Below are 23,211 nucleotides of genomic sequence, written 5' to 3'. Positions count from 1 at the left end.
GGCATCGTCCTCAGGCTGTCATCCAGCCTGAGTCAAGCGCGGCTTACAAGCCTTCGAATTCGCAGAGAACATGGACATCCATGCCCATGTCTTCAAGTTTTTTGCGGCCGCCAAGCTCTGGCAGGTCAACGATAAATGCGCAGCCAATGATTTCGCCGCCCAAACGTTCGATCAGCTTGATACCGGCTTCGGCAGTGCCACCAGTTGCCAGCAAGTCATCGACCACAAGCACCTTTTCACCCGGCTGGATGGCGTCGTCGTGGATTTCAACAATGGCCTCGCCGTATTCGAGTGTGTATTCTTCGGAAATGACGGCGCCGGGCAGTTTGCCCTTTTTGCGGATTGGGACAAACCCCGCTGAGAGCTGGTGCGCCACCGCTCCTCCCAAAATAAAACCACGTGCCTCGAGGCCAATCACCTTGTCAAAGCGCACGCCAGCATAGGGGTGCAGCAATTGGTCAATAGCCATGCGAAAACCGCGTGGGTCGGCAAAAAGCGTGGTAACATCCCGGAACAGAATGCCTTCGTGGGGGAAATCCACGATGGTGCGGATGTAGTCTTGGACTTCGGGCTTTTTGGGCATTGCAGCCTCCTCGCGGTGAATGGAGCCGCTCTGCAATGTCTTAGGGAGGGTGGCATTTCAAGGGGGCGCGGGGTCGCGGTTTTGAGTTGTGGCTATGGAGTGTCAGGTTGCACGGCGCAAAGTGGCGGTGAGAACGCCCATGGCGATCAAGACAATTCCACCGGCGCGGGTGATCCAAGTGATGACGGAAGGGCGTTTTATCACGCTGCGCAAGCGGTCGGCGGCCAGCGCGTAAACCAGCGCGTTGATTGTCGCCAGTGTGACAAAGGTCGTGATCAGAATGGTGAATTGCGGCAGCAACGGCGCGGCATCGTCAACAAATTGTGGAACAAAGGCGATAAAGAACGCGATGCTTTTGGGGTTAAGCGCCGTAACTGCGGCGTTGTGGGCAAAGATGCCTTTGGCCGAGACGTTGGCTTCGGGGAGGTCAAGCCCTTGAGACGGGGCGGAGCGGATCAGTTTGATACCGAGATACACCAAGTAGATGGCCCCAACCCATTTCAACACGGTGAAAAGCGTGGCGGATGTGGCGACCAAAGCCCCCAAACCTGCCAGGGACAAGCTCATGGCGATGAAATCTCCAACGGCGACCCCGGCGGCCGAGGCCACAGCAACAGAGCGGCCTTTGCTTAGGGCGTAACTTAGTACCAAAAGGATCGTTGGGCCGGGGATCATCAGGAGAAAAATGGTTGCTGCACAAAAGGCGAGCCAAAGGTCGAAACTCATGACTTACTCCGTTGGATAGTGGCGTTGCAGTGCGATAATGTCCTGCGGGCCAAGGGTTTTTGAGGCATTGCTGTCTTGTGAAAAGATCGAAACAGAATCGTAGGCAGGGTTGCGAATATCGGTCAACAGGCCAAGCGCCTGGGTCAGTTCCTCGAGCATGGCGCTTTCGTAGCTGCGGATATGCAATCGGGTGCCAAAAATGATCGTGCTACGGTTGATAATGCCGTTTTGGGCCCAGACGGACACGCGCGCGCCATGAACGGTTTGGCCATCGACACCGCTGATGTTTGTTCCGGTAATAGGAGTGCTACCATCGGTGTTAACGAAATAGATGCGGATGTCGGCGTCAAGCTCTGGGGCAACCTGAACTAGCGACAGATTCATGTCGACACGGTTCAAATGTTGGAGCGCCCGGACCAAAGCGGCGCGGGCTCGCTTTTGTTTTCCGCCTAAAAACACGGGGGCAAGCGGTTCTAGGCTAACCCTCAGGGTTGCACCAAGCGGCCAGTGCAACTGCTTTTTCTGGCAAGGGTTATTTGGCGGTGCGGCGCAGGAGACCAGACGATAAAACTCTTTGTCGCTCAAGGTGCCGCTGGTTTCGACAAACTCTTGTGCGGTCGCAGACAAAGGGAAGCAAAGAATCATACAGAACCAACGCCACATTTAACCTCGCGAGCTTAGCCCGCCTCCCTAAGGACACGTCCGGCCACGGCATCCAGTTTGGCCACCAAAACCGGGTCACGTTTGTCGGGGGCCGTCATCACAGCAAATTCCAAGGCTCGATCACAACCGTGTTCGCACAGTGCGCGGTCGCGCCCCAAAAGGGCAGGAAGACGACGCACCATATCGCGCCCTTTTTCAGAATTGCCCATCAATGTTTTGATGATGTCATTGACGTCGACCTCACCATGATCCGGGTGCCAGCTGTCGTAATCGGTGACCATTGCGATTGAGGCGTAGCAAAGCTCGGCCTCTCGCGCCAGTTTGGCTTCGGGCATATTGGTCATGCCAATTACATCCGCGCCCCAGTGTTCGCGATACATCTTGGATTCAGCCAAAGTTGAGAATTGCGGACCTTCCATGGCAAGATAGGTGCCGCCCTTGTGAATGGTTATTCCCGCGTCCAATCCGGCTTGGAAACAGGCCTCACCCAATCGCGGGCAGGTCGGGTGCGCAACGCTGACATGTGCCACGCAACCCGTCCCAAAGAAGCTTTTTTCGCGTGCGAATGTCCGGTCAATGAACTGATCGACAACGACAAAATGCCCGGGGGCATATTCCTCTCGAAAGGAACCACAGGCGGAAACTGAGATCACATCCGTAACGCCAAGGCGCTTGAGCGCATCAATATTAGCGCGATAGGGCACGGTGGTTGGGCTATGGACATGGCCACGCCCATGGCGCGGAAGAAAGGCCATTTTAACACCGTTCAATGACCCGGTCAGAATTTGGTCAGATGGTGTTCCCCAAGGGCTATCTACATCGACCCAGGTCGCCTCTTCTAGGCCGTCGATGTCATAGAGTCCCGAACCGCCAATCACGCCGATCATTGTGTGTGTCATGTTTTGTTCTGCCTTTGTCTGAGCGGGCTTTGATTGACGTTAAAGTTGCACAAGGAGAGGGGAAAAGAAAAGCGTCCGCTGTTCTATACGCTTACATTGGCGGTGATTTTTCCGATCACGTTCGCGTTTTTGACATCAGCCATGCTTTGTCCTGCTTTCCAGCTTTCCTGCCGCATGGTCACTTGAGGTTAACTCTTCCAACGTGGCGCGAAAGGATGGGCATTCTGCATGGCTTGGCGCATCGCAATTGGCAATGTGGCGTAACATTTGGCTTAGTTTTTGTAGATCTGCGATTTGCGTGTCGATGTCATCGGCGCGGGCCGTAATCGTTTGACGATCCAAGGTGAAATTGGCTTCTGACGGCAAAAGAGCGGCGGTTTGTTCCAATGTGAACCCCGCCGTTCGACACAGTCGGATCAGAGCAAGGCGCGGTAACACCGATGCCTCATATTGGCGACGCAACCCTTTGCGCCCCAAGGCCTCAATCAACCCACGCTTTTCATAGTATCGCAGCGCAGACGGCGTAAGGCCCGAATGCGTGGCCACTTCGGCAATATCGAGAAATTCCACGTTGACCTCAATCATGGTTCAAGTGGCAGTTTGCCTGTTCTTCGCGAAAGGACAAGGAGTTTGAAATGGATTGGATTGTGTTGGCAGGCGTCGGCGTGATGGCAACGATGTTTATGGATGTGGTCGCGTGGATGCGCATGCGAATTTGGGGCATTGCCGGGCTCGACTATGCCTTGGTCGGACGTTGGTTAGGGCATCTGATGGTTGGGCGCATATGTCATCGAACGATAATCACATCGCCAACAGTTGTAGGAGAACGCGTGCTTGGTTGGTTTGCCCACTATGCGATTGGCGGTGGGTTGGCAGTTGGGCTTGGGCTGTTGGTTGGGCCCAAGGTCGCTCTGTACCCCTCTGCGCCAATACAAATTGGATATGGCGCGACGACCGTGTTGGTACCTTTTCTGCTGATGCTACCGTGTTTTGGATTTGGTTTTTTCGCCCGTAAAACTCCAAACCCAGCCTTGGCACGTTGGCGCAGTGTCATCGCGCATGGCAGTTTCGGCACCGGGCTGTTTTTGTCTGTTTTAGTCGTGGATTGGCTTAGGAAATTGCCTGAGGTTCAACCGGTTTGAAGCTGCTTCTATCGAGCAAATCTGGGTTTCGTTCCAGAAACTGAGCTGCACCTTCGTCACCAGACATCCGACTGGCGATCAACGCCATGGCACGAGCTGTTATCGGGGCGCTGAATTTTTCGGGGACTCCGGCGCGCTCAGTCAGTGCTTTGAGATGGCGTGTATAGATGGCATTTGCTTCGGTCAGCGGGTGGCGTTTTAGTATCTCAAAACCAACGATGACATGGGCGCGATGATCAAACTCTTCGGGTTGGATCGTATCGCTGAGAAATGCGTCTAGTAGGGGCAAGGTCTAGTCCACTTCCTGAGTTGTGTGGCTATCGGCTGTGGTTAGGTCAAGGTCATAAACCGCGCGCAGCATCTCGATTTTGGCGCGGGTTTCCGGTGAAAAAGGCGCTTTTCCCTCAAATGCATGCAAGGCTATGGCTTCGATTAACTCGGCAGTTGAAATGTCGAGATGCTCGGCCAGAGCTTTGAGAACTTTCAGCAGCCGTTTTTCCAGCCGAAGGCCGGTTTGGATTCGTTCAATTTTGGTCATGCGTCGTACCTAGGTACCAAGGTTTGATTCGTCAACAACCCATCAAACGAGAAAGGTGAGGTGCCATTGCCCCAATGGGCGGTGTTTCGCTACGAAATAGAAACCAAACTGGCATAACACTGGTCTTTCGAGCGTTAGTGCAGTAACGCGGCCTGCGCGACCATGAACAGGAAACCCTATGAAACGCTCTTTGTTGGCGGCCTTGTCGGACCGTTTTGCCATGCCTGACCTAAGCCTGATGCCCAAAGAGGGGCTGACCGTTTCGCGAATGCGGATCGAACTCTTGGCGGGTCTGACTGTCGCTTTGGCCTTGGTGCCCGAGGCAGTGGCCTTTGCCTTTGTGGCTGGGGTTCACCCGTTGGTTGGGCTCTATGCGGCCTTTATGGTTGGCCTTGTCACGGCCCTATTTGGCGGGCGGCCGGGGATGATTTCCGGTGCGACCGGCGCTTTGGCCGTTGTCATGGTGTCGTTGGTTGCGCAGCATGGTGTTGAATACCTCTTCGCAACGGTTGTCTTGATGGGCTTCTTGCAGGTTTTTGCCGGCGTGATGCAGTGGGGCAAGTTCATCCGATTGGTACCGCATCCGGTTATGTTGGGCTTTGTCAACGGCTTGGCGATTGTGATCTTTCTCGCGCAAATGGCGCAATTCAAAGTGCCCGGATCGATCCAACAGACCGCAGAAGGCATGACCAGCGGTGAATGGCTCTCGGGCTTGCCGATGTTTCTGATGCTAGGCCTGACCGTGCTGACCATGGCGATTATCTGGGTCATGCCCAAGATTAGCCGGGTCGTCCCGGCACCGTTGGCCGGGATTGGCATCGTTGCCGCGCTGGTTATTGGCTTTGGGATAGACGTTCCGCGCGTGGGTGACATGGCGTCGATCCAAGGCGGCTTGCCTCCGTTCCACATTCCTCAGGTTCCGCTGACGTGGGAAACCCTTCAAATCATTCTGCCCTACGCGGTCATTCTGGCGGCGATTGGCCTGATCGAATCGCTTTTGACGCTGAACCTTGTGGGTGACATGACCGGTGAACGCGGCGGTGCGTCACAAGAGTGTATCGCCCAAGGTGGGGCCAATATCCTAACCGGTTTCTTTGGTGGTATGGGCGGTTGCGCGATGATTGGTCAGTCGATGATCAACGTGAAATCCGGGGCCCGCACCCGCATTGCCGGGATCGCAGCCGCGCTGTTCTTGTTGATCTTTATCCTCTTTGCGTCACCTCTTATCGAACTCATTCCTTTGGCCGCATTGGTTGGGGTGATGTTCATGGTTGTGATCGGCACCTTTGCTTGGAACTCGCTTACCATCCTGCGTAAAGTGCCTCTAACCGATGCCTTTGTTATCTTGCTCGTGACCGTTGTCACCGTCATGGAAGACCTTGCGGTTGCTGTTGTGGTTGGCGTGATCGTTTCCGCGCTGGCCTATGCATGGCAGAACGCGACACGCATTACCGCAACCAAACGCGAATCTAAAACAGAAGAGGGCGCGCAGGTTTACGAAATCCACGGGCCGTTGTTTTTTGGGTCGGCGGATGGGTTCACCGAACTATTTGACGTGGCCATCGACCCCGAGGTTGTGATCATTGATTTCGCCGATAGCCGTGTTGCGGACCAATCAGCGTTGCAAGCAATCGAGGCCGTAGCCGGTAAATACGAAATGGCGGGTAAGAAAATCCAACTGCGCCACCTCAGCCGTGATTGCCATCAGCTTCTGAACAAAGCCGGGCATCTTATGGTCGATAGTGACGATGACCCCGACTATCAGATTGCGGCCGATTATAGCGTTAAGACCGGCATTCTCGGCGGTCACTAAACCCTTGCGAAATAGGTCCGGCGTGCACGCCACGCCGGATCCTTAGGCCTTCGTTATTGCGGGGCAAACACCTTCAAATCATTGACTGATCCGGCTTCCAGCGCGGATTTAGCCATGGCAATGCGCTCCGGTGGCCAATCCCACCATGCCAAGGCCAAGAGGTCTGAAATCTCTTCTGCGCTATAACGCATGCGAACGACGCGAGCGGGATTCCCAGTGACAATTGCATAGTCCGGAATTGATCCGCGCACGACGGCACCAGCCCCGACTATCACGCCATTCCCAATGGTTGCCCCCGGTAAAACCTTGGCTTCAAAACCAAGCCAGACATCATTTCCAATGGTCATGTCGCGTGTGTCCGGTTGATAGCCAAGCATAGTATCGGGTTCAAACACCGCAAAAGGAAAGGTGCTTGGCCCCTTGGTTTCATGGTTGCCGGAGCTGCCAATAAAACGGACGCCATGGGCGATTTGGCAGAACTTTCCGATGCTCAAAAGCTCTTTGCTAAACGGAAAAAGATAGGGGGCCAGCCGAGCGGCCCAATCGTCGGGCGGATCAAAATCCGACGCATAGGTGTAATCCCCAATATGCATGCGCGGATGATCGATGACTCGATTCAGAAAAACAGTGCCCTTGTGGGCGGACCCATCAGGCAAGGTGATGGGATAGGTGCGTGTGGGATCAGGCAAAGACATGTCGCCTCCTTCGAAATCTGTTGGTGTCAGGGTTTCAAAGGGTCTGATCCATCATGGCCTCCATCGGTTATGAGGCCAGCCTAGCGGTCTTCAGGTATCGCGTCCAGTTCGGTTTCTCCTGACCGGACGCGATTCAAATAGGTGATGCCTCAGCTTACTCGCCCGGCCGTTTCAAGCTGAACACGTCGCGTACTGTTGCGAAATCTCGATAGCCAAGACGAGATACGGGGTTGAAACTAAGCACATCAAAGATGCCATCGCGCAGGCAATCATCACGCAAATGGACCCCGGTGACTTCGCCGAAAACGGCAAAATTGGCCTCTCCAGGTAGGTCAAGAATTTGCGTCAGCTTGCATTCCAAAGCAGCAGGCGCATTGGCAACACGCGGAGCATCGATGGTTTCACATTCGGCTTTTTCGATTCCAACATGCGCGAATTCATCGGTGCCACGGGGGAGGGCCGCTGAGCTGTCGTTCATTTGCTCTTTTAGGGCTTCCGACACAACGTTTACGCAAAACACGCCGGTCTCTCGGATGTTGGCAAGGCTGTCTTTGGCGCTTGTCGAAGAAAACATCACTTGCGGCGGAACATATGCAACGGCGTTAAAGAACGAGTAGGGTGCGATATTGTCGCCCTCAGACCCTCGTGTGGATATCCACCCGATGGGGCGGGGGGTGACAATGGCGTTAAATGGATTGTGGGGGAGGCCATGGCCATTTTCGGGTCGATAGAACATCCGGGCTTCTTCCTGTTTGCGCGAGGATTTCTGCCGTGATACGCCGCTTTGCGCCAGAATGCACATCAGATTGCCCGAGAGACAGAATTGTTTACGCTTCGCCCCGAAACACCAGATGATTGGTGGGAGGTCGAGAACCTCTATGACACCTGCTTTGCGCCGGGGCGTTCGGCCTTGTCGTCCTATCGGTTGCGCGACGAAGTTCCCCCGGTCGAGGGGCTTTGCGTTGTTGCGCGCGACGGCGATGGCATCTTGGGGGCTGCGATCCGGTATTGGCCGGTTTTGGTTGGCGCGGACAAGGCGTTGTTGCTTGGTCCTATTGCCGTCCACCCAACTGCGCAGGGCGAAGGGCTCGGCTCATCTTTGATCCGCGATACCTTGGCACGTGCGGCGGAAGCCGGGCACAAACGGGTGATTTTGGTCGGTGACGCCCCCTATTATGCTCGCTTTGGGTTTAAGCCATTGCAGGGGGTTGTCATGCCTCCGCCGACTAACCCGGATAGGGTTCTTGGCGTCGAATTGGTTTCCGGTGCGTGGCAAAATACAAAAGGGCCTGTTTCCAAAGTCGAAACGCCTAAGGGTTGAAATATGCCTTTCACGCTCACATCTTTGTGAGAGCGCTAAAGGAGATTTTCATGAGTGAACCCACATTGCCAACACGTTCGTTGCCCGCCGAGATCGCCGTCTTGGCCGAGCGACACAGGGCTGCGAACTCAGCTGGTATCCAAGTTTTGAACCTTTTGGGCAGCCAAGCTGATAGCTTGCTTGATCGTTTGCCAGTTGGTGTGAAATCCGGCTTGGAAGAAGCAACCCGTGGGGCGTTAAATGTTGCCTTTCACACGGCGCGTTATTCGCGCAGCAAGGTCGGCGACAAACGTGGCTGGTTGAACACGGCCTTTGCCACAGCCATGGGGGCCGTGGGCGGAGCAGGTGGCGTTGTGACGTCTTTGGGCGAGTTGCCGGTCACCACAACTGTTTTGATGCGGGCGATCCAAGGCATTGCCGTCGAACATGGATTTGATCCGGACGAGCCGGAGATTGCGAGAGAATGCTTAACGGTCTTTGCCTCGGCGGGTCCCTTGGAAAAGGATGATGGTGCCGATATCGCGTTTCTATCCGCGCGCTTGGCCCTGACGGGATCTACGGCACAGCGTGTGATCGCAGCCATTGCGCCGCGTATGTCAATTATTATGGGACAAAAATTGGCCACGCAGGCGGTCCCTGTTATCGGGGCTGCAGCGGGTGCTGCGGTGAACTTTGCCTATACCAGCTATTATCAGCAAATGGCGCATGTGCATTTCGGCCTGTTGGCTTTGTCGCGTGACACAGGTGCTCCAATGGTCACCCTTGTCGGCCAATTGCGCGATGAGCTCGAAGACGAGACTAAAAAATCTAAAAAGACCGAAGACGCTTAAACAAATTTTAGGGGAATTGACCTAGCTTTGTAATTGCAAAGAGGAAACCAAGTCCTCTGTTTTGAAGAGGTCTGATCTTGGGCCAAATCGCGCCTCCGGGGCAGAACGGAAAAGCGCATCGCCCAAGGTGAAAACAGACCTGAACCGCGTAGAAAAGCGCGACATAGTGCCTTTGGCCAGAATGGTAGAGGGTGCAGACGTAAAGTCATCGACTTCACGCCCGGCTGTTGGAAGTACTCCGCAGCCGGGTGTTTTCATGTTTCAACATATGAATGATTTTAAACGCGCGTTGCTCGCGCAACCAAAACTCTTGCAAGAGTTTTACAATTTCCGTGCGCGGAAATTGGGCGACCGTCTCACACAACGATCACCCGTTTTCGCGAAGATAATCCATAACAGCTGCGCGCACGGATTGTTCTCCTCTTGCGCCCGCGTCTTCGATCACGTTGCGGATTTCCGTCAAACTGTACCGCATTAGCAAACTCTTGACCGGGCCAATTGAGGCTGGTCGCATCGACAGGTTCCGGATTCCCATCGCTGCAAGGCAGAGAGCTTCAACCGGGCGTCCGGCGTCTTCACCACAAAAGCTCAGGTGTGTGCCCGATCCTTCGCAACGCTCAACAACTCCTTCAAGAAAGCTCAGAAAGGACACGCTAAGCGTATCATAACGCCGTCTCACACGTTCGTTTTCCCGATCCGCCGCAAAGAAGAACTGCTTGAGGTCGTTGCCCCCAATCGACAGAAACTCAACTTCGTCAAAGAATTTCTGGGGTGCGTAGGCCAACGAGGGTGTCTCCAACATTGCACCAATTTCGAGGCTCTCGGGAACGGCATGCCCAAGGCGTTTTTCGCGTGCCAAGACGGTGTCGACCTCATTGCGCGCCTGCTCGTACTCGCTATATTGGGCGATAAACGGGAACATCACGGTCAAAGGTCGCCCTTCGGCGGCGCGCAACAAGGCCTGAAGCTGCATGCGCATCACACCCGGTTTGTCCAAAGCAACACGAATAGCCCGCCAGCCCAAGGCCGGGTTGGGCTCGTCCTGCGGTTTCATATACGGCAGAACTTTGTCTGACCCGATATCCAATGTGCGAAACACAACGCGCTTGCCATGTGCGGCGTCTAAAACGCGCTTGTAGAGCGCTGCGAGTTCAGTTCGCCGAGGCATTTGATTGCGAATGAGAAATTGTAGTTCGGTACGGAACAGCCCGACGCCTTCAGCGCCTGAACTGTCTAGAGACGGCAGGTCCGCCATCAATCCGGCGTTCATATGAAGGTGGATTTGTTGATTGTCAGCCGTGATACAGGGGGTGTCACGGATCGACGCGTAGCGTTCTTGTGCCTTGGCCTGCATGGCCATTTTATCCCGAAACGCGCTGACAACTTGTTCGTCGGGGCGGAGGTGAACAATGCCTTGATCGCCATCAACCAAAATCTGGTCACCGGTGAGCGCCTCATTGGTGATTCGCTCTGCATGGATAATCAACGGGATCGCAAGAGCACGGGCAACAATAGCCGCATGTGAGCCAACCGAGCCTTCTTCTAGGATAACTCCTTTGAGCCCGCGCCCATATTCAAGCAACTCAGCCGGGCCGATATTGCGGGCAATCAAAACGGGATCAGACGGCATTTCAGACCCGGTTTCACGCCCTTGGCCCGTCAGAATTCGCAGCAGGCGGTTAGAGAGGTCATCGAGGTCATGGAGCCGTTCGCGCAGGTAACCGTCGGTGATTTGACGCATGCGCGCACGGGCCTGCGATTGTTCTTTCTCGACCGCCGCTTCGGCCGACAAACCACGCGAAATATCCTCTTCCATGCGCCGCATCCAGCCTTTGGAATTGGCAAACATCCTGTAAGCTTCGAGCACTTGCATTTGTTCGGTATCCGCCGAAGCACCCGCGAGCATTTGATCAACCGAGACCCGCAATGTGTCGACGGCCTCATGAAGGCGCTCTCGTTCCGAAGCGGGATCATCTGCCACCAGATTTGTCACAACAACACGAGGTTCGTGCAGCCAGACGTGGCCCATGGCCGTACCTTCCTGACCTGTTCCACCGCGTAGCAAAACCGCTTGTGTGTGCCGGGCTTTCAACGCGGCCCCTTCGCCGACAAAGGCCCCAAGTTCCGCCATTTCGGCCAAAACCATCGCGACGACTTCCAAAGCGTAAACATCATCGGCGGTGAAACTACGTTTCTCTTTGCTTTGTACCACCAACACGCCAAGCTTTTCGCCAAGACGTTGAATTGGAACACCTAAGAAGCTGGAATAGATTTCCTCGCCGGTTTCGGGCATGTAGCGGAACCCAGGCTCGGAAGGCGCATCTTCGGTGTTTACCACGTCGCCGGATTTGGCCACGCGCCCAACCAGACCTTCGCCCATTTTCATACGGGTTTCGTGCACGGCCTCTTGGTTTAGACCTTGCGTCGCACAAAGCTCAAGTGTTTCCGCATCCCGGAACAGATAGATCGAGCACACCTCGGTACGCATACTATCCGCAGTCAGGTGCGTAATCTTGTCCAGCCTTTCCTGACCGGCGGCCTCTTCGGCCATCGTGTCACGCAGCCGTCCAAGCAGTTTACGGCTTTCGCTCTCAAGATTGTCAGCCATTTGGCCTCGCTCCTCACCTCTTCGAATACCAGCTATAGGCGAGTTCCCGGGTCAAGGGAAAGCACAATGCCCCGCCGCAACGCAGCAAAAATGCAAGGTTTTCAAGGTTGCTGAAGCCTTGGGCACATAGATCAATTGCTGGGGCCAGAAATGAGAACGCCGCGCTCATTTCAGAACGCGGCGTGTCACCAATTGTTCGCAGTTGTTAAGCTTTTTCAAGCTCAAATGCGTCATGAAGCGCCTGAACCGCCAGCTCCATGTATTTGCGTTCAATCAGAACCGAGACTTTAATCTCTGACGTGGTGATCACTTTGATGTTGATGCCTTCGTCCGACAGGACTTTGAACATTTTCGACGCAACACCCGCATGGCTGCGCATGCCTATTCCGACGATCGAAATCTTGGCAACGCTCTCGTCGATGTCGACGCCTGAGAAGTTCAGCTCGCCCGAAGCTTTGATCCCGTCGATGGCCTTTTGCGCCCGCGCCACTTGATCGGTCGGGCAGGAGAAGGTCATATCAGTGCGACCATCTTCAGAGATGTTCTGGATGATCATATCGACATTGATGCCCGCTTCGGCTAGCGGGCCAAAGATGGCGGCGGCAATCCCCGGACGATCGGCAACCGAGACCAGCGTCATTTTGGCTTCGTCCCGCGAATAGGCCACACCGGCCACGACATTGCTTTCCATGATGTCCTCCTCGTCGCAAACGAGCGTTCCGGCTTCGTCCGACTGTTCCTCAAAGCTGCTCAATACACGCAGCTTAACCTTGTAGCGCATCGCAAGTTCGACCGAGCGGGTCTGCAATACTTTGGCACCAAGCGATGCCAGTTCCAGCATTTCTTCGAACGCAATCTTATCAAGTTTGCGTGCCTTGTCACAGATGCGTGGGTCGGTGGTATAGACCCCATCCACATCCGTATAAATGTCGCAACGCTCGGCCTCAAAGGCGGCGGCAAAGGCCACCGCTGTGGTGTCCGATCCGCCCCGTCCAAGGGTTGTGATACGCCCGTCCGGGCTGATGCCTTGGAAACCGGCGACGACGGCAACCTTCATGCCTTCGTCGAATTTCTGCATGATGTTGGCAGGCGGTATCTCTTCGATCCGCGCGGCAGAATGGGCATCGGTGGTTTTCACCGGAACTTGCCAACCCTGCCAGCTGCGCGCCGGCACGTCCATTTCCTGAAGCGTCAACGCCATCAGCCCTGCCGTCACATTTTCACCCGAGCTGACGATCGCGTCGTATTCGCGGGCGTCAAACAGCTCGGATGTTTCGTTGACATAGCCAACGAGTTTATTCGTTTCGCCAGACATGGCCGAGACGATGACGATCACGTCATAGCCCTTGGCAACCTCAACACCGACACGTTTTGCAGCGCGGCGGATGCGGTCAAGCGTGGCGACAGAGGTGCCGCCAAATTTCATTACGAGAACGGGCATGATGCGCCTTTCCTGTCAGATCGGGCGGGGGTGTACGCGTTGAATGGTGTTTGTGCAAGGGCGCAAAACGCGCGATTGCGTGTTCTGGGTTTAGATTTGGCCATTTGCGAAAGACTGGTCAATCTGACGCAAGTTTCTTGCGTCAAACTTCATTGGTCATGTTGTCAGGGCTTGGTTAATAGGGGTGGTCCCGCCCGTCCCACGTTTGAAAGCACCCGGTGTTTTGCAACGTCAACTGATCGAACCGGGCGATAAGCCCATCGGCGGCTTGTTTCGGAGTGATTTCACCATCGGGGCCGCCCATGTCGGTCTTGACCCAGCCCGGGTGAAACACGCCAACGGCAATGCCAAGGGCCTTTAGGTCCGACGCAAGATTAAGCCCGAGATTGAGTGCCGCGGCTTTGGAGGAACGGTAAATATACTGGCCACCGGGGGAGCGGGTGTCAGAGCCCATCTGGCTGGAAATAATTGCGATCTTTGGATTTGGTGACATCTGAAGGTTGGGCAAGAGGGCTTGCACCGATAGAAATACACCGGTGACATTGACGGCAAAGCTTTCGGCCCACATTTGGGCGGGGAACCCATCAGCGAGGTTTTCGTTTTTGTCCAAAAACACACCAGCATTGCAAACCAAGCAGTCGATTTGCTTACCTTCGAGTTCCAGTGCCAAGTCGCGATGAGATGTAGGGTCCGATACGTTTAGCTGCAAGTATTCCGGGTGGTTTCGGGCCGTGCCAAGAACCGTATCGCCGCGTTGTGTCAGTTGCAGGTCAAGTTCTGCGCCAATGCCGCGATTGGCACCAGTTATCAAGAAAACCGCCATCAGTTGCTTTTGCGCGTTGGCACAAAGGGGAGGGGGGCGACCGGAATGCCATCATCAACGAGCGCCTTGGCGTCTTCTAACTTGGCCTCGCCCCAAATCGCGCGTTCGGGTGTGTCGCCGTCGTGCATGGCCCGTGCCTCGCTGGCAAAGTCCTTACCCACGTAATCCGAGTTTTTTTCGACATGCTCTTTGAGCTTGGCAATGGCAGTTTCTGCTTCAGAGCTCGGAGCCGACAAGGCCGGCTTTTCAACTTCAGGCGCGCTTGTTTCGCTTTTGGGACAAGTGGCAAGTTCTGATGTTGTAACCCGAGGGGCCATTAACGCCTTTTTGACCTTTTCAGAACCGCACACCAAACAGGCCACATGGCCTGCGGCCTGTAGCTTGTCAAAGGCACTTGCCGATTGGAACCAACTGTCGAACTGGTGTCCATCGGTACATTTGAGGCTGTATTGGATCATGTCGCTGTCTGATTATCTGCTCTATTGGGCCGGTTAAAGATAAACAAAAGGTTTACGTGCGCAAGCAAAGCTAAGCATTTGGCAAGATTTCCAGCAGAGTTTTGCACAGCCCGTCTAAATCGGTCTCAACTCGCAAGGCGCTTTGCGCTTTTTGCCCCATTTCGACTTGTCCATGATTTAGGGCGATTAATGCGTCAGCCAAGCCTTGTGGCGTCGATACCTCCTTGGCGGCGTTTGCTTTGGCTAGGCGATCCCGTGCCGCCGAAAAGTTGGCCATATCAGGCCCATGTATTAGGGCGGCACCAAAAGCTGCGGGCTCGTATGGGGTGTGGCCGCCACGATCGCTCAAGCTACCACCGATGAAAACCCGACCAGCCAGTTGATACCACATCGGCATTTCGCCCATCGTATCAGCCAAATAAACTTGGGCTTCTGGCGGTTCATCCGCGCTTCGCCGAGCCACGGTCAAGCCACGGTCTTGAGCAAGTTTGAGGATGTCCGGCGCACGCTTGGGATGGCGCGGCGCTAGGATCAACCGAAGCTTGGGGTCTTGCTTGATCGCCTCGACATGTGCGTCAAACACAACCTCATCGTCTCCTTCATGGGTGGAGGCTGCGAGCCAAGTCTGGTTGCGTTGAAATGTAGCTTGAAGCGCAGAATCTGGAGCCTGATTAATTGGGGAGTAGAGCGCCTTGAGATCAGCGACAGGGCCGATGGCAGTTTGTGGCAATCCCAGTTCAACCAATCGATCACGTGTGTCGACATCTTGCGCCGATGCAAAGCTAACCCGTTCAAGAACGCGTTGGGGGAGGTCGCCCAACTTGGCCCAACTTCTGGCTGTGCTCGCACTCATTCTTGCGCCCAGTAGGATCGTTGGCCCTTGGCAGGCAAGCGTGCGATGGGGCCAAATTTCGGATTCTAATGCAATATGTGCGCGTACATCCCAGTCACGCAGCATACGCTTGGCCACCCAAAAAAGGTCAACCGGGGCAAGGCGAACAGACGTTCTAGGTAGATTCCACGCGGCAACCATTGTCCGAGCGGTATCTGTGTTGCAGGTGATAAGCCAGTTCAAGTCCGAACGCTCTGCGATCAGTTTTTCCAACACCGGGCGTGCAGAGTGCAACTCGCCGTTTGAGGCCCCATGGACCCAAACATGTGGTCCTGACGCGGCGACGGAATGCCCCAGTCGTGCGGCAACGTCACCCTTGGTCAGAACGGCCGTCGCAAACAGGCTAAGAAGAAAACGATAGAGCAGCACTATGACATCCGGTTTGTTGTGTTGGCCGGGATTAGGCCCGCCGGGGTGAAAATGGCAAGAGCTCTCTGCTGGACCTCGTTGGGGGCAACGTCGGAATTGGTCGAAAACTGCCAACTGAGGACTTAAAATGTGGATAAGTTGGCCGAGGAACAATATAGAGCTTTGAAACAAGGTCTTGGGCCAGCCATCTAAAGTGGATAGTTTGTGGATATCATTTTCACGGGGCTGCTGGGTGCGCGTGAAAGTTGTACTTTTCAGGTCTTACTTTGATATTTTTTGGGATTTTCCTCCTAAAAAAGTCACAATGGCGATGTGGTCTGGGAATTGTCCACAAAGAAAGCTAAGTGAGATGTTGATATTGTGAAAGCCATAGCTTTCCGGTCTCATCTTTTTCGTTCAGGCAGAGCCGCGTTGTTTCTTAAGTGGATATATTTCAATACTTTACGGTGTGAAATTCACGTCATATGTCAAGAAATTTTCGGCACCTTGGCAGCGGCTTGCGCTGCGTCTGCTCGTCTCTTTACCTTTCGGGTCTATCAGAGCGAAGAAGCAATGCTCAGATGGCGCTGAGAAGCTGATACTTCTTGGTTTTTTCGCATCCTTCTGATGATCTTGGTTGCAGTTGCAAAGCCTTCTGACGATTTGTATTTTTTCGGCAAAGGTCCTGCCGAGCGACCAACCTGTCGAAAAAGAAGGGTCTCTTTAGTTTGCTGTCGCAAATGAAATTTCCGAAAGGATCAACCATAGAATGGCTGACAAACGCTAGGAGCCGGACTGTTTTCAAACGAAATCGCGCCGGATTGACGTGGGGCGGGGTCAAAGCATGTCAGTTTTGAACATACAACATAGAAATCCGAACATCGGTATAGGGCGGTGATCTCATTGCCGAAACTGCAAGGAGCTTAGGTTTTAACGGCGCTCCCCTCCAAAGCTGGGGAGATAGCGATCCTAGCGGACGCAAAGGGGGAAACCAATAATCAGCTTTGCCTGCGATGTTGGCCAACTAAGAGCTAAACACAGCATTTATGTTAGAAAATCCTTTTATTTCAATAGGATTTCCACTGGGGTCAAAAAAGAACATGGTTGCTTGCTCGCCGGGTTCTCCCTCAAACCGGACAGTTGGTGAAATCACAAAATCGAGCTTTGCCGAGGTAAGCTTTTCTGCCAAGGATTGCCATTCTGGCATTTGCAAAATGACGCCAAAATGCGGCATGGGGACCATGTGTTCGCCGACGTGACCTGTGGCTTTGCTTTCAAATGGTTGGCCAAGATGCAGCGAAAGTTGATGACCAAAAAAGTTGAAATCAATCCAGCTTTCAGTTGATCGACCTTCTTCGCAACCAAGAAGGTCACAATAGAATTTACGAGCTTCGCCAAGATCAGTTACGTTGAAAGCTAGGTGAAATGGGGTCAACATTTTAAACGTCCTATGAAGGTGGCGCGGACAACGAAAGTGCGACGCCAATAACCAAGTGAGCCCCCTTCGACGAAAAACAACCTAGGGAGAAACTGTATTTTTTGCCGCTAACTAGCTTGCTCTATTAGAATATCAACCCACCAGATATCTCTGATCTGTCGACCACACACCACGCGCCAGTTGCTATCAATTTAACTGGTAACTCGTTCAATGGCCAAATTGAAGCGGCATTTTAAGGCTTCCACAAGTGCCAACGTCACCAATGACCTTGCGTTGTTCGGGAAAGATGACTTCCCGCGAGGAGTTTCTCTTTGGTTTGTTTAAACGGTATCATCGGTTTTAGGCTTTGAGGGGCTGAAACGGGTGGGGAAATTTAAAAGCGTTTGACCAAACTGACGCATCAACAATCTTTATCATCTTCGCTTATCGTTTAGGTTACAGTTGCGATTGGAGTTCAGTTGATCAGAAGAGGCCATTCGCCTTTTTTGGTTTCACGGTGAAATACAGGATAAACAGTTACTTATGGCGTTGAAGACGACATTCATGATCCCTTTTGGAGTGGCTTTGGCGACTTTGGTTGCGTCTGTCTTCTTTTATAATGTGCATTTAAGTATCCAAGATGACCGCCTGGCCTCAGAAACACGAGTGGTGAGCTCAAACTTTGCCGCGAGGTTGGAAACACATTTAGCGGCGCGTCTGAATGCGGCAGAATTGCTTCGAAGCCATTTTAACGGGCGGGGGGCGCTGAATCTCGATGTTTTTCGGGCTGAAACCGGCCTTTTCCACCAGCTTTTCGGAGATTTGCAAGCGTTGAACTGGGTCGATGCAGATGGATTTATTCGACTTGTTACACCCGAGGAAGGCAATGCCGCGGTTTTGGGCTTGGACCTAAAAACACTGCCTGTTCCGTCGGAAACGCTTGCGCGGGCTGACAAAACGGACTCTCTTCAACTCACTCAGCCGATCACCTTGGCCCAAGGCGGCACCGGGTTTGTTGCCTATTTGCCGTTGGCTTCACTAGGACAGCGAACCGGCTACCTAAACATTGTTTTTCGCACAGCCCCATTGATGAGGAGCGCAATCACCGAAAATCCAATCGACAATTTTAGCATTCGTGTCGAGGACAACGGGCAAACACTTTTCGCGACAACTGATGCCGTCGCTGATGATGACACCGCTGATGTCAACGTGATCAAAGTCGGAGGTCGCGAGTGGACTGTGTCAGTCGCGCCTTTGCCGAGCTACACGCTCAAGACCAATTCCCACATTGATGAGCTCATCTTGGCGATTGGAACCGCTCTCGCGATTGTTCTTGGGGTGTTAACGCATCAGTTGATTGAACGGCGTATCTCATTGGTCCACAGTCAGAAACGGTTTCAGGAATTTGCGTCGGCAAGCTCGGATTGGTTCTGGGAGATGGATCAAAACCTTCGTGTCACATGGTTTTCGGAAGGGATCGAAACGTTTTTCGGAGTAACTCATAAGGATTTCATCGGCCGAAAACGCGGCGATTTTCGGCATTCTGTTGGGGATGATCAAAAATGGCAGGAGCATTTTGAGGATCTAAAGCAGTGCCGTCCTTTTAAAGATTTTGTTTATGCCATTGAGGTTCATGGTGACCAAAAATGGGTTCGAACCTCGGGTGTGCCAACCTTTGATGACCAAGGTGTTTTCACGGGGTACCGGGGTGTCGCAACGGATGTGACGGAAACCGTGCAGGCGCAAACCCAAGTTGAACAAGCCAACACCTTTTTGGCCAGTGCTGTGGAAGGTTTAGATGAGCTATTCAGCCTCTGGGATAGGGATGACAAACTTGTCCTCGGGAATCGCATGTTTCGGGACCTAAACAAGCAGACGCCAGAAGTGACCGTTCCGGGAATTAGCTTTGAGGACTTTTTGCGCGCCAACATTGAACAGGGTTTGGTGGCAGGGATCGACGGTAAGGAAGACGCCTATCTTGCCAATAGCTTAGCGCGCCGTCAAACTCAGCAAGCCGCGCGGTTCGAAGTTGTACGAACCGACGGTGTCATCTTGCAATTGTATGAGCAACGCCTCGACAGTGGCGGTCTTGTGACGGTGGGCCAAGACGTGACGAAGCAGCGCCAAAAGGACCTCGCTTTGCGAGAAAGTCAGACGCGTTTGGCCTTGGCCGTCGAAGCAATTACGATCTGGGACTGGGACCTTGAAACCCAGAACTTTTACATGTCGCCGGGGTTTGCGCAGGGATTGGGGTACAGCGAAGAAGACTTTCAGAAACTGATGCAGGCCTCCCTCGCGCCGATTGTGCATCCGGATGATCTCGAAACCTATCTTAGCGATGTGAAATCCCACCTCAAAGACACCGGGGTCGCGTTTTCCTCTGAATACAGACTGCGGTCCAAGTCGGGGGAGTATCGGTGGTTCCTGGCGCGAGGGCATGCGACGGCCAACCTAGAGGGGCGTGCGGTTCGAACATCGGGCATTCTCACGGACATAACCGACCGCATTGATTTGGAAGACCGTCTACATCAAGCGCAAAAGATGGAAGCGATAGGTCAGCTCACCGGTGGTGTGGCGCATGATTTTAACAACCTTTTGGCTGTTATTCTTGGGAATGCCGAGCTGCTAGAAGACATTGTTGATGACAAATCTACCGCCCCACATATCGCCTCTATTATCCGGGCTTCTGAACGCGGAGCCGAGCTTACTCAACGCTTGTTGGCTTTTTCTCGTCGCCAACCGCTGCGGCCAATCAAACTAGACTTGTCCAGTTTGATGACTGTGCTGCCGTCCTTGCTCAAACCCGTAATCGGCGAAACCATTGATTTAAAACTTAACGTTGAGCCCGATATATGGTCTGCTTTGGCCGACCCGGGGCAGGTCGATAACGCACTCTTGAACTTGGCATTGAATGCCAGAGACGCCATGCCCACAGGCGGGACGTTGTCAATTTCATGCTTCAACACCACCTTCGATGGCACTTCTTCTGACAAGGCGTTGGTGATCGACGCCGGTGATTATGTCGTTTTCTCCGTGGAAGACACTGGAACCGGCATGTCCCAAGAAACGATTGAGCACGCGTGTGAGCCCTTTTTTACCACAAAAGGTGTCGGAGAAGGCAGCGGGCTTGGCTTGTCAATGGTTCTTGGGTTTGCGCAGCAGTCTGGTGGGCAAGTCTCTATCACCAGCGAACTTGGGGTCGGAACAACGGTAAATTTGTATCTACCTCGCGCGATGGAACGTGAGAGCAAACCCGACACTAAAGAGATCAAAGAAACTCCAAAGGGACAAGGCGAAACCGTTTTGGTGATCGAAGATGACCCCGCCTTGCGGGATTTGGCGGTACAAATGTTGAGAAATCTTGGCTATAAACCGGTTTCTGCGGAAGATGCCGCCGCTGGTCATCTGGTCTTGTCGCAAAACCCCGAGACGTCGCTCATTTTGTCTGATGTGGTGCTGCCAGGTGGCAAAAACGGCCCCCAATTCGTTCAAGAGGTTATGCTGATCCGCCCTGATATCAAAGTGATCTTTATGTCTGGGCACCCGGCTGAGGCACTCGGCAAAAGCGGGAAAATTGCGGTTGGTACGACTCTTTTAATCAAGCCATTCAAAGTATCAGATTTGGCCGAGGCGATAGAGGCGTGTTGACCCAAGTCTTGTTAGAGCTCAGCTGTTCGCCAATGCGCTACAACAGCGGTGAGAAAATCCGAGAAATTGGCGCACCAACTCGGATAGCCAACCGTTGATCTTTAAGCTTTTTCGTCAACTGCTCGGACCGCTCAAAGTCTGCAAGCAAAAAGGCCTCCGTCTCAGCGGCGGCTCTTGGATCGTACATCACAGCCATGGCTTCAAAGTTGAGCCTGAATGAACGGTTGTCGAGGTTTGATGTCCCAATTGCAGCAAAGCTGTCATCAACGAGAACTACCTTTTGGTGCATGAACCCGTCTTTGTAGCGCCAAATCTGGGCACCGACATCTTGGATTTCATCGAAATACGCAAAAGCCGCTAACCACGGAGTATAGTGGTCGATCACATCCGGAACCAGAATTCGCACGTCGACACCGCGTAAAACCGCATGTTTCAGGGCGGTCAGCACGTCTGTGTCGGGAACAAAATATGGGGTGGCGATCCAAATTCGTGATTTTGCCGCGCTGATCGCTGAGAAGAAAAACAAGGCACCGGTTTCCAAATTGTCACCGGGCCCGGTTGAGACGATCATGCCTGTCATATCCCGGTCATCATGGGCGCTCACCCAGTTCAGATTTGTCAACAGAACTTGCTCCGTTGCCCAATGCCAATCTTCGGCGAAAATGAGCTGCAACTGAGAAACGATTGGCCCTTTCAAACGAACATGAGTGTCTCGCCATGCGCCGAATTTCGGGCTTTTACCCATATATTCATCGCCAACATTCAATCCACCCGTGAACCCAACCGTCCCATCGACGATCACAGTTTTCCGATGGTTTCGGAAATTGATTTGAAAGCGGTTTTTGGGCCCTCTCATGTCTCGCGGATCTACCGTTTGAACACCAGCGGCGCGCAGGTCCTGGAAATAGTGGCGGGGCAGGGCGACGCTACCAACCGCATCGAACATAAACTTGACCTCAACACCGCGTTTTGCAGCAGCGATCATTCGTTCCTTGAGCTGTTTGCCTAAGGTGTCGTTGTGAACAATGTAAAATTGAACCAACACGTAGGACTGAGCTGCGTCGATTGCTTCAAAAATCGCCTGAAAGGTCTGATCGCCGTCGATGAGAATTTCCATATTATTGCCGCGCACAGCAGGCATTTCCGAAATTTTCTCCATGATTTGTACAGGAAATTCGGGGGCAGTCTCCGGGGCGTTTTCATCTCTAAACTTTTTCAGACCTTCAACGGCTTCTTCACTGTCCCGTCGTGCAATGACATAGCCAGAAAACTTATGATGACCGAACAGCAGGTAAAGTGGGATGCCAAGCAGAGGCATTGTCACGAGAAAGATAACCCAGCCGATTGCCCCCTGGGGGGTGCGGGACGATGAGATAGCTTTCCATGAAAACCACAGGGCGATAATTTCAAGGATCACCAGTATCGCGGGGAAAAGAGACATAGACATAAAAGTGGCTTTCTTTGGGGCTATTTCGTCACCAAACGGCGGCTTAGTCTGATCACCTGTTTGGCATTAAAGTCAATGTTTTCCACCATTCTCGTCGGTCTCAAATGTCCGCCATCTGAGGTTCCGAGGTCAAAGGTCGCCTTCTCCCAGAAAGAGCTTGTTTTGGTGTAAGGATCTGATTGTGCGCAGTTTTTAGCCATGGGCGACTAAAAATGAGCTGCTTTTACGGCAGATCAATGCCGTTCATTGGCGGCTTGATGGGGATGCTGGATTGGATCAAAAGGGGCGGCAAAGCCTGCTTTGTCAGCGGAAGGTTTTCGGGGGCAAGGGCTTGGCATCAAGTTTTCATTGAGGTTTTGCGGTAACCATCTGAATTTTATTAGCAACCCAGATCCGGGCATGCGCCAAGCTATGCGTCTATGGCCGGTTCAGGGCCCATTTTTGTAGACGAAATGAGGTTTTCGGAACTCCGAATGGCTCATTCGCGTTTAACTGCAAGGGGAACAGGAATAATAATGGTGCTGCTGGAGAGAATTGAACTCTCGACCTCTCCCTTACCAAGGGAGTGCTCTACCTCTGAGCTACAGCAGCAACGTGAGCGGGCTTCTAAACGCGGTTTTCGCGGCGCGCAAGGGCGGAATTTGAAAAAATGTCATCTTGGATGGATTTCTTTTGGCCTATGGTCGCGGGGGTGTTTGCGCCCCACTGGACCCATAGGGCTTGCTGCGTTAAAGCAAATGGCATGAACGATAACAAACCGACCCCGAAAAAGCACAAGGATGCTGAACGCGAAGACCGCTTGAAAGCGGCGCTTAAGGCCAATATGGGGCGCCGTAAGGCGCAGGCCCGCGCGCGCAATGCGGCAGAGCAAACAGCGGACAAAGCGGGGCCAGAGGCGGTACAGGACAAGGACTGACAG

At 53.4% G+C, this 23,211-nt stretch carries 22 protein-coding genes and 1 tRNA gene; 6 read left to right on the top strand and 17 right to left on the bottom strand.

Going from position 1 to position 23,211, the window contains the following annotated elements; translation table 11 throughout:
* Nucleotides 1-43 precede the first annotated feature (43 nt).
* From Q1A43_RS10360 to Q1A43_RS10340, 5 genes are all read right to left on the bottom strand, one after another.
* Complete coding sequence (locus Q1A43_RS10360; RefSeq protein ID WP_299930172.1) at nucleotides 44-583, bottom strand: adenine phosphoribosyltransferase; 540 nt, start codon at nucleotides 581-583, stop codon at nucleotides 44-46.
* A 102-nt stretch (nucleotides 584-685) separates the two neighbouring features.
* Nucleotides 686-1,309, bottom strand: coding sequence for a LysE family translocator (locus Q1A43_RS10355; protein ID WP_299934786.1), 624 nt, complete (start codon nucleotides 1,307-1,309; stop codon nucleotides 686-688).
* 3 nt (nucleotides 1,310-1,312) lie between these two features.
* Nucleotides 1,313-1,954 (bottom strand): DUF2927 domain-containing protein, encoded by a 642-nt coding sequence (locus tag Q1A43_RS10350; protein WP_299934784.1) that lies wholly within the window; start codon nucleotides 1,952-1,954, stop codon nucleotides 1,313-1,315.
* A 32-nt stretch (nucleotides 1,955-1,986) separates the two neighbouring features.
* The gene (locus Q1A43_RS10345; RefSeq protein ID WP_299930182.1) at nucleotides 1,987-2,871 is read right to left on the bottom strand and encodes an S-methyl-5'-thioadenosine phosphorylase; all 885 of its coding nucleotides are present in this window, start codon (nucleotides 2,869-2,871) and stop codon (nucleotides 1,987-1,989) included.
* A 135-nt stretch (nucleotides 2,872-3,006) separates the two neighbouring features.
* On the bottom strand, nucleotides 3,007-3,456 hold the full coding sequence (locus Q1A43_RS10340) for a helix-turn-helix domain-containing protein (protein WP_299934782.1): 450 nt from the start codon (nucleotides 3,454-3,456) through the stop codon (nucleotides 3,007-3,009).
* A 50-nt stretch (nucleotides 3,457-3,506) separates the two neighbouring features.
* Between Q1A43_RS10340 and Q1A43_RS10335 the strand changes: the two genes are divergently transcribed.
* Entirely contained in the window at nucleotides 3,507-4,013 is a 507-nt protein-coding gene (locus Q1A43_RS10335) for a DUF2938 family protein (protein ID WP_299930189.1), read from the top strand.
* Here the strand turns inward: Q1A43_RS10335 and Q1A43_RS10330 are convergent.
* A complete protein-coding gene (locus Q1A43_RS10330) occupies nucleotides 3,982-4,302 on the bottom strand; it encodes a hypothetical protein (protein WP_299934780.1) in 321 nt (106 codons plus the stop codon). The two genes, Q1A43_RS10335 and Q1A43_RS10330, sit on opposite strands and share 32 nt — an antisense overlap.
* 3 nt (nucleotides 4,303-4,305) lie before the next feature.
* Complete coding sequence (locus tag Q1A43_RS10325; RefSeq protein WP_299934778.1) at nucleotides 4,306-4,551, bottom strand: hypothetical protein; 246 nt, start codon at nucleotides 4,549-4,551, stop codon at nucleotides 4,306-4,308.
* A gap of 178 nt (nucleotides 4,552-4,729) precedes the next feature.
* On the opposite strand from Q1A43_RS10325, the gene Q1A43_RS10320 reads away from it, so the two are divergent.
* Nucleotides 4,730-6,364: a SulP family inorganic anion transporter gene (locus tag Q1A43_RS10320; protein ID WP_299930198.1), complete on the top strand. Its 1,635-nt coding sequence runs from the start codon at nucleotides 4,730-4,732 to the stop codon at nucleotides 6,362-6,364.
* 53 nt (nucleotides 6,365-6,417) lie between these two features.
* Here Q1A43_RS10320 and Q1A43_RS10315 read toward each other — a convergent pair whose 3' ends face one another.
* Nucleotides 6,418-7,059, bottom strand: a complete 642-nt coding sequence (locus Q1A43_RS10315) for a CatB-related O-acetyltransferase (RefSeq protein ID WP_299934775.1) — start codon at nucleotides 7,057-7,059, stop codon at nucleotides 6,418-6,420.
* A gap of 154 nt (nucleotides 7,060-7,213) precedes the next feature.
* Nucleotides 7,214-7,795 (bottom strand): flavin reductase family protein, encoded by a 582-nt coding sequence (locus Q1A43_RS10310; protein ID WP_299934773.1) that lies wholly within the window; start codon nucleotides 7,793-7,795, stop codon nucleotides 7,214-7,216.
* A gap of 87 nt (nucleotides 7,796-7,882) precedes the next feature.
* On the opposite strand from Q1A43_RS10310, the gene Q1A43_RS10305 reads away from it, so the two are divergent.
* A complete protein-coding gene (locus Q1A43_RS10305) occupies nucleotides 7,883-8,380 on the top strand; it encodes a GNAT family N-acetyltransferase (protein WP_299934830.1) in 498 nt (165 codons plus the stop codon).
* Nucleotides 8,381-8,430: 50 nt separating this feature from the next.
* Nucleotides 8,431-9,210: an EcsC family protein gene (locus tag Q1A43_RS10300; RefSeq protein WP_299934771.1), complete on the top strand. Its 780-nt coding sequence runs from the start codon at nucleotides 8,431-8,433 to the stop codon at nucleotides 9,208-9,210.
* A gap of 367 nt (nucleotides 9,211-9,577) precedes the next feature.
* Here Q1A43_RS10300 and ptsP read toward each other — a convergent pair whose 3' ends face one another.
* From ptsP to Q1A43_RS10270, 6 genes are all read right to left on the bottom strand, one after another.
* On the bottom strand, nucleotides 9,578-11,818 hold the full coding sequence (gene ptsP, locus Q1A43_RS10295) for a phosphoenolpyruvate--protein phosphotransferase (protein WP_299934769.1): 2,241 nt from the start codon (nucleotides 11,816-11,818) through the stop codon (nucleotides 9,578-9,580).
* 205 nt (nucleotides 11,819-12,023) lie between these two features.
* On the bottom strand, nucleotides 12,024-13,259 hold the full coding sequence (locus Q1A43_RS10290) for an aspartate kinase (RefSeq protein WP_299930216.1): 1,236 nt from the start codon (nucleotides 13,257-13,259) through the stop codon (nucleotides 12,024-12,026).
* Between the two features lie 175 nt (nucleotides 13,260-13,434).
* Nucleotides 13,435-14,082 (bottom strand): SDR family NAD(P)-dependent oxidoreductase, encoded by a 648-nt coding sequence (locus tag Q1A43_RS10285; RefSeq protein ID WP_299934766.1) that lies wholly within the window; start codon nucleotides 14,080-14,082, stop codon nucleotides 13,435-13,437.
* Nucleotides 14,082-14,540 carry a DUF1178 family protein gene (locus Q1A43_RS10280; RefSeq protein WP_299934763.1) on the bottom strand — a complete coding sequence of 153 codons (459 nt, stop codon included), beginning with the start codon at nucleotides 14,538-14,540 and terminating at the stop codon, nucleotides 14,082-14,084. Before Q1A43_RS10280 ends, Q1A43_RS10285 begins: the two co-directional genes overlap by 1 nt.
* A gap of 70 nt (nucleotides 14,541-14,610) precedes the next feature.
* Nucleotides 14,611-15,801: a glycosyltransferase N-terminal domain-containing protein gene (locus Q1A43_RS10275; protein ID WP_299934760.1), complete on the bottom strand. Its 1,191-nt coding sequence runs from the start codon at nucleotides 15,799-15,801 to the stop codon at nucleotides 14,611-14,613.
* A gap of 1,003 nt (nucleotides 15,802-16,804) precedes the next feature.
* Nucleotides 16,805-17,218, bottom strand: a complete 414-nt coding sequence (locus tag Q1A43_RS10270; RefSeq protein ID WP_299934757.1) for a VOC family protein — start codon at nucleotides 17,216-17,218, stop codon at nucleotides 16,805-16,807.
* A gap of 543 nt (nucleotides 17,219-17,761) precedes the next feature.
* Between Q1A43_RS10270 and Q1A43_RS10265 the strand changes: the two genes are divergently transcribed.
* On the top strand, nucleotides 17,762-20,845 hold the full coding sequence (locus Q1A43_RS10265; protein WP_299934754.1) for a PAS domain-containing protein: 3,084 nt from the start codon (nucleotides 17,762-17,764) through the stop codon (nucleotides 20,843-20,845).
* 37 nt (nucleotides 20,846-20,882) lie between these two features.
* Here the strand turns inward: Q1A43_RS10265 and cls are convergent, their stop codons facing one another.
* Together cls and Q1A43_RS10255 are read right to left on the bottom strand one after the other, a co-directional pair.
* Nucleotides 20,883-22,292 carry a cardiolipin synthase gene (gene cls, locus Q1A43_RS10260; RefSeq protein WP_299934751.1) on the bottom strand — a complete coding sequence of 470 codons (1,410 nt, stop codon included), beginning with the start codon at nucleotides 22,290-22,292 and terminating at the stop codon, nucleotides 20,883-20,885.
* Between the two features lie 516 nt (nucleotides 22,293-22,808).
* Nucleotides 22,809-22,883 (bottom strand) — tRNA-Thr (locus Q1A43_RS10255).
* Nucleotides 22,884-23,034: 151 nt separating this feature from the next.
* Here Q1A43_RS10255 and Q1A43_RS10250 point away from each other — a divergent pair.
* Nucleotides 23,035-23,208: a hypothetical protein gene (locus Q1A43_RS10250; protein ID WP_299927777.1), complete on the top strand. Its 174-nt coding sequence runs from the start codon at nucleotides 23,035-23,037 to the stop codon at nucleotides 23,206-23,208.
* Nucleotides 23,209-23,211: the final 3 nt, after the last annotated feature.

The organism is uncultured Pelagimonas sp. (assembly GCF_947498515.1).
In the GTDB taxonomy this organism is placed as follows: domain Bacteria; phylum Pseudomonadota; class Alphaproteobacteria; order Rhodobacterales; family Rhodobacteraceae; genus Pelagimonas.
This window is presented reverse-complemented; position numbering and strand designations above follow the sequence as displayed.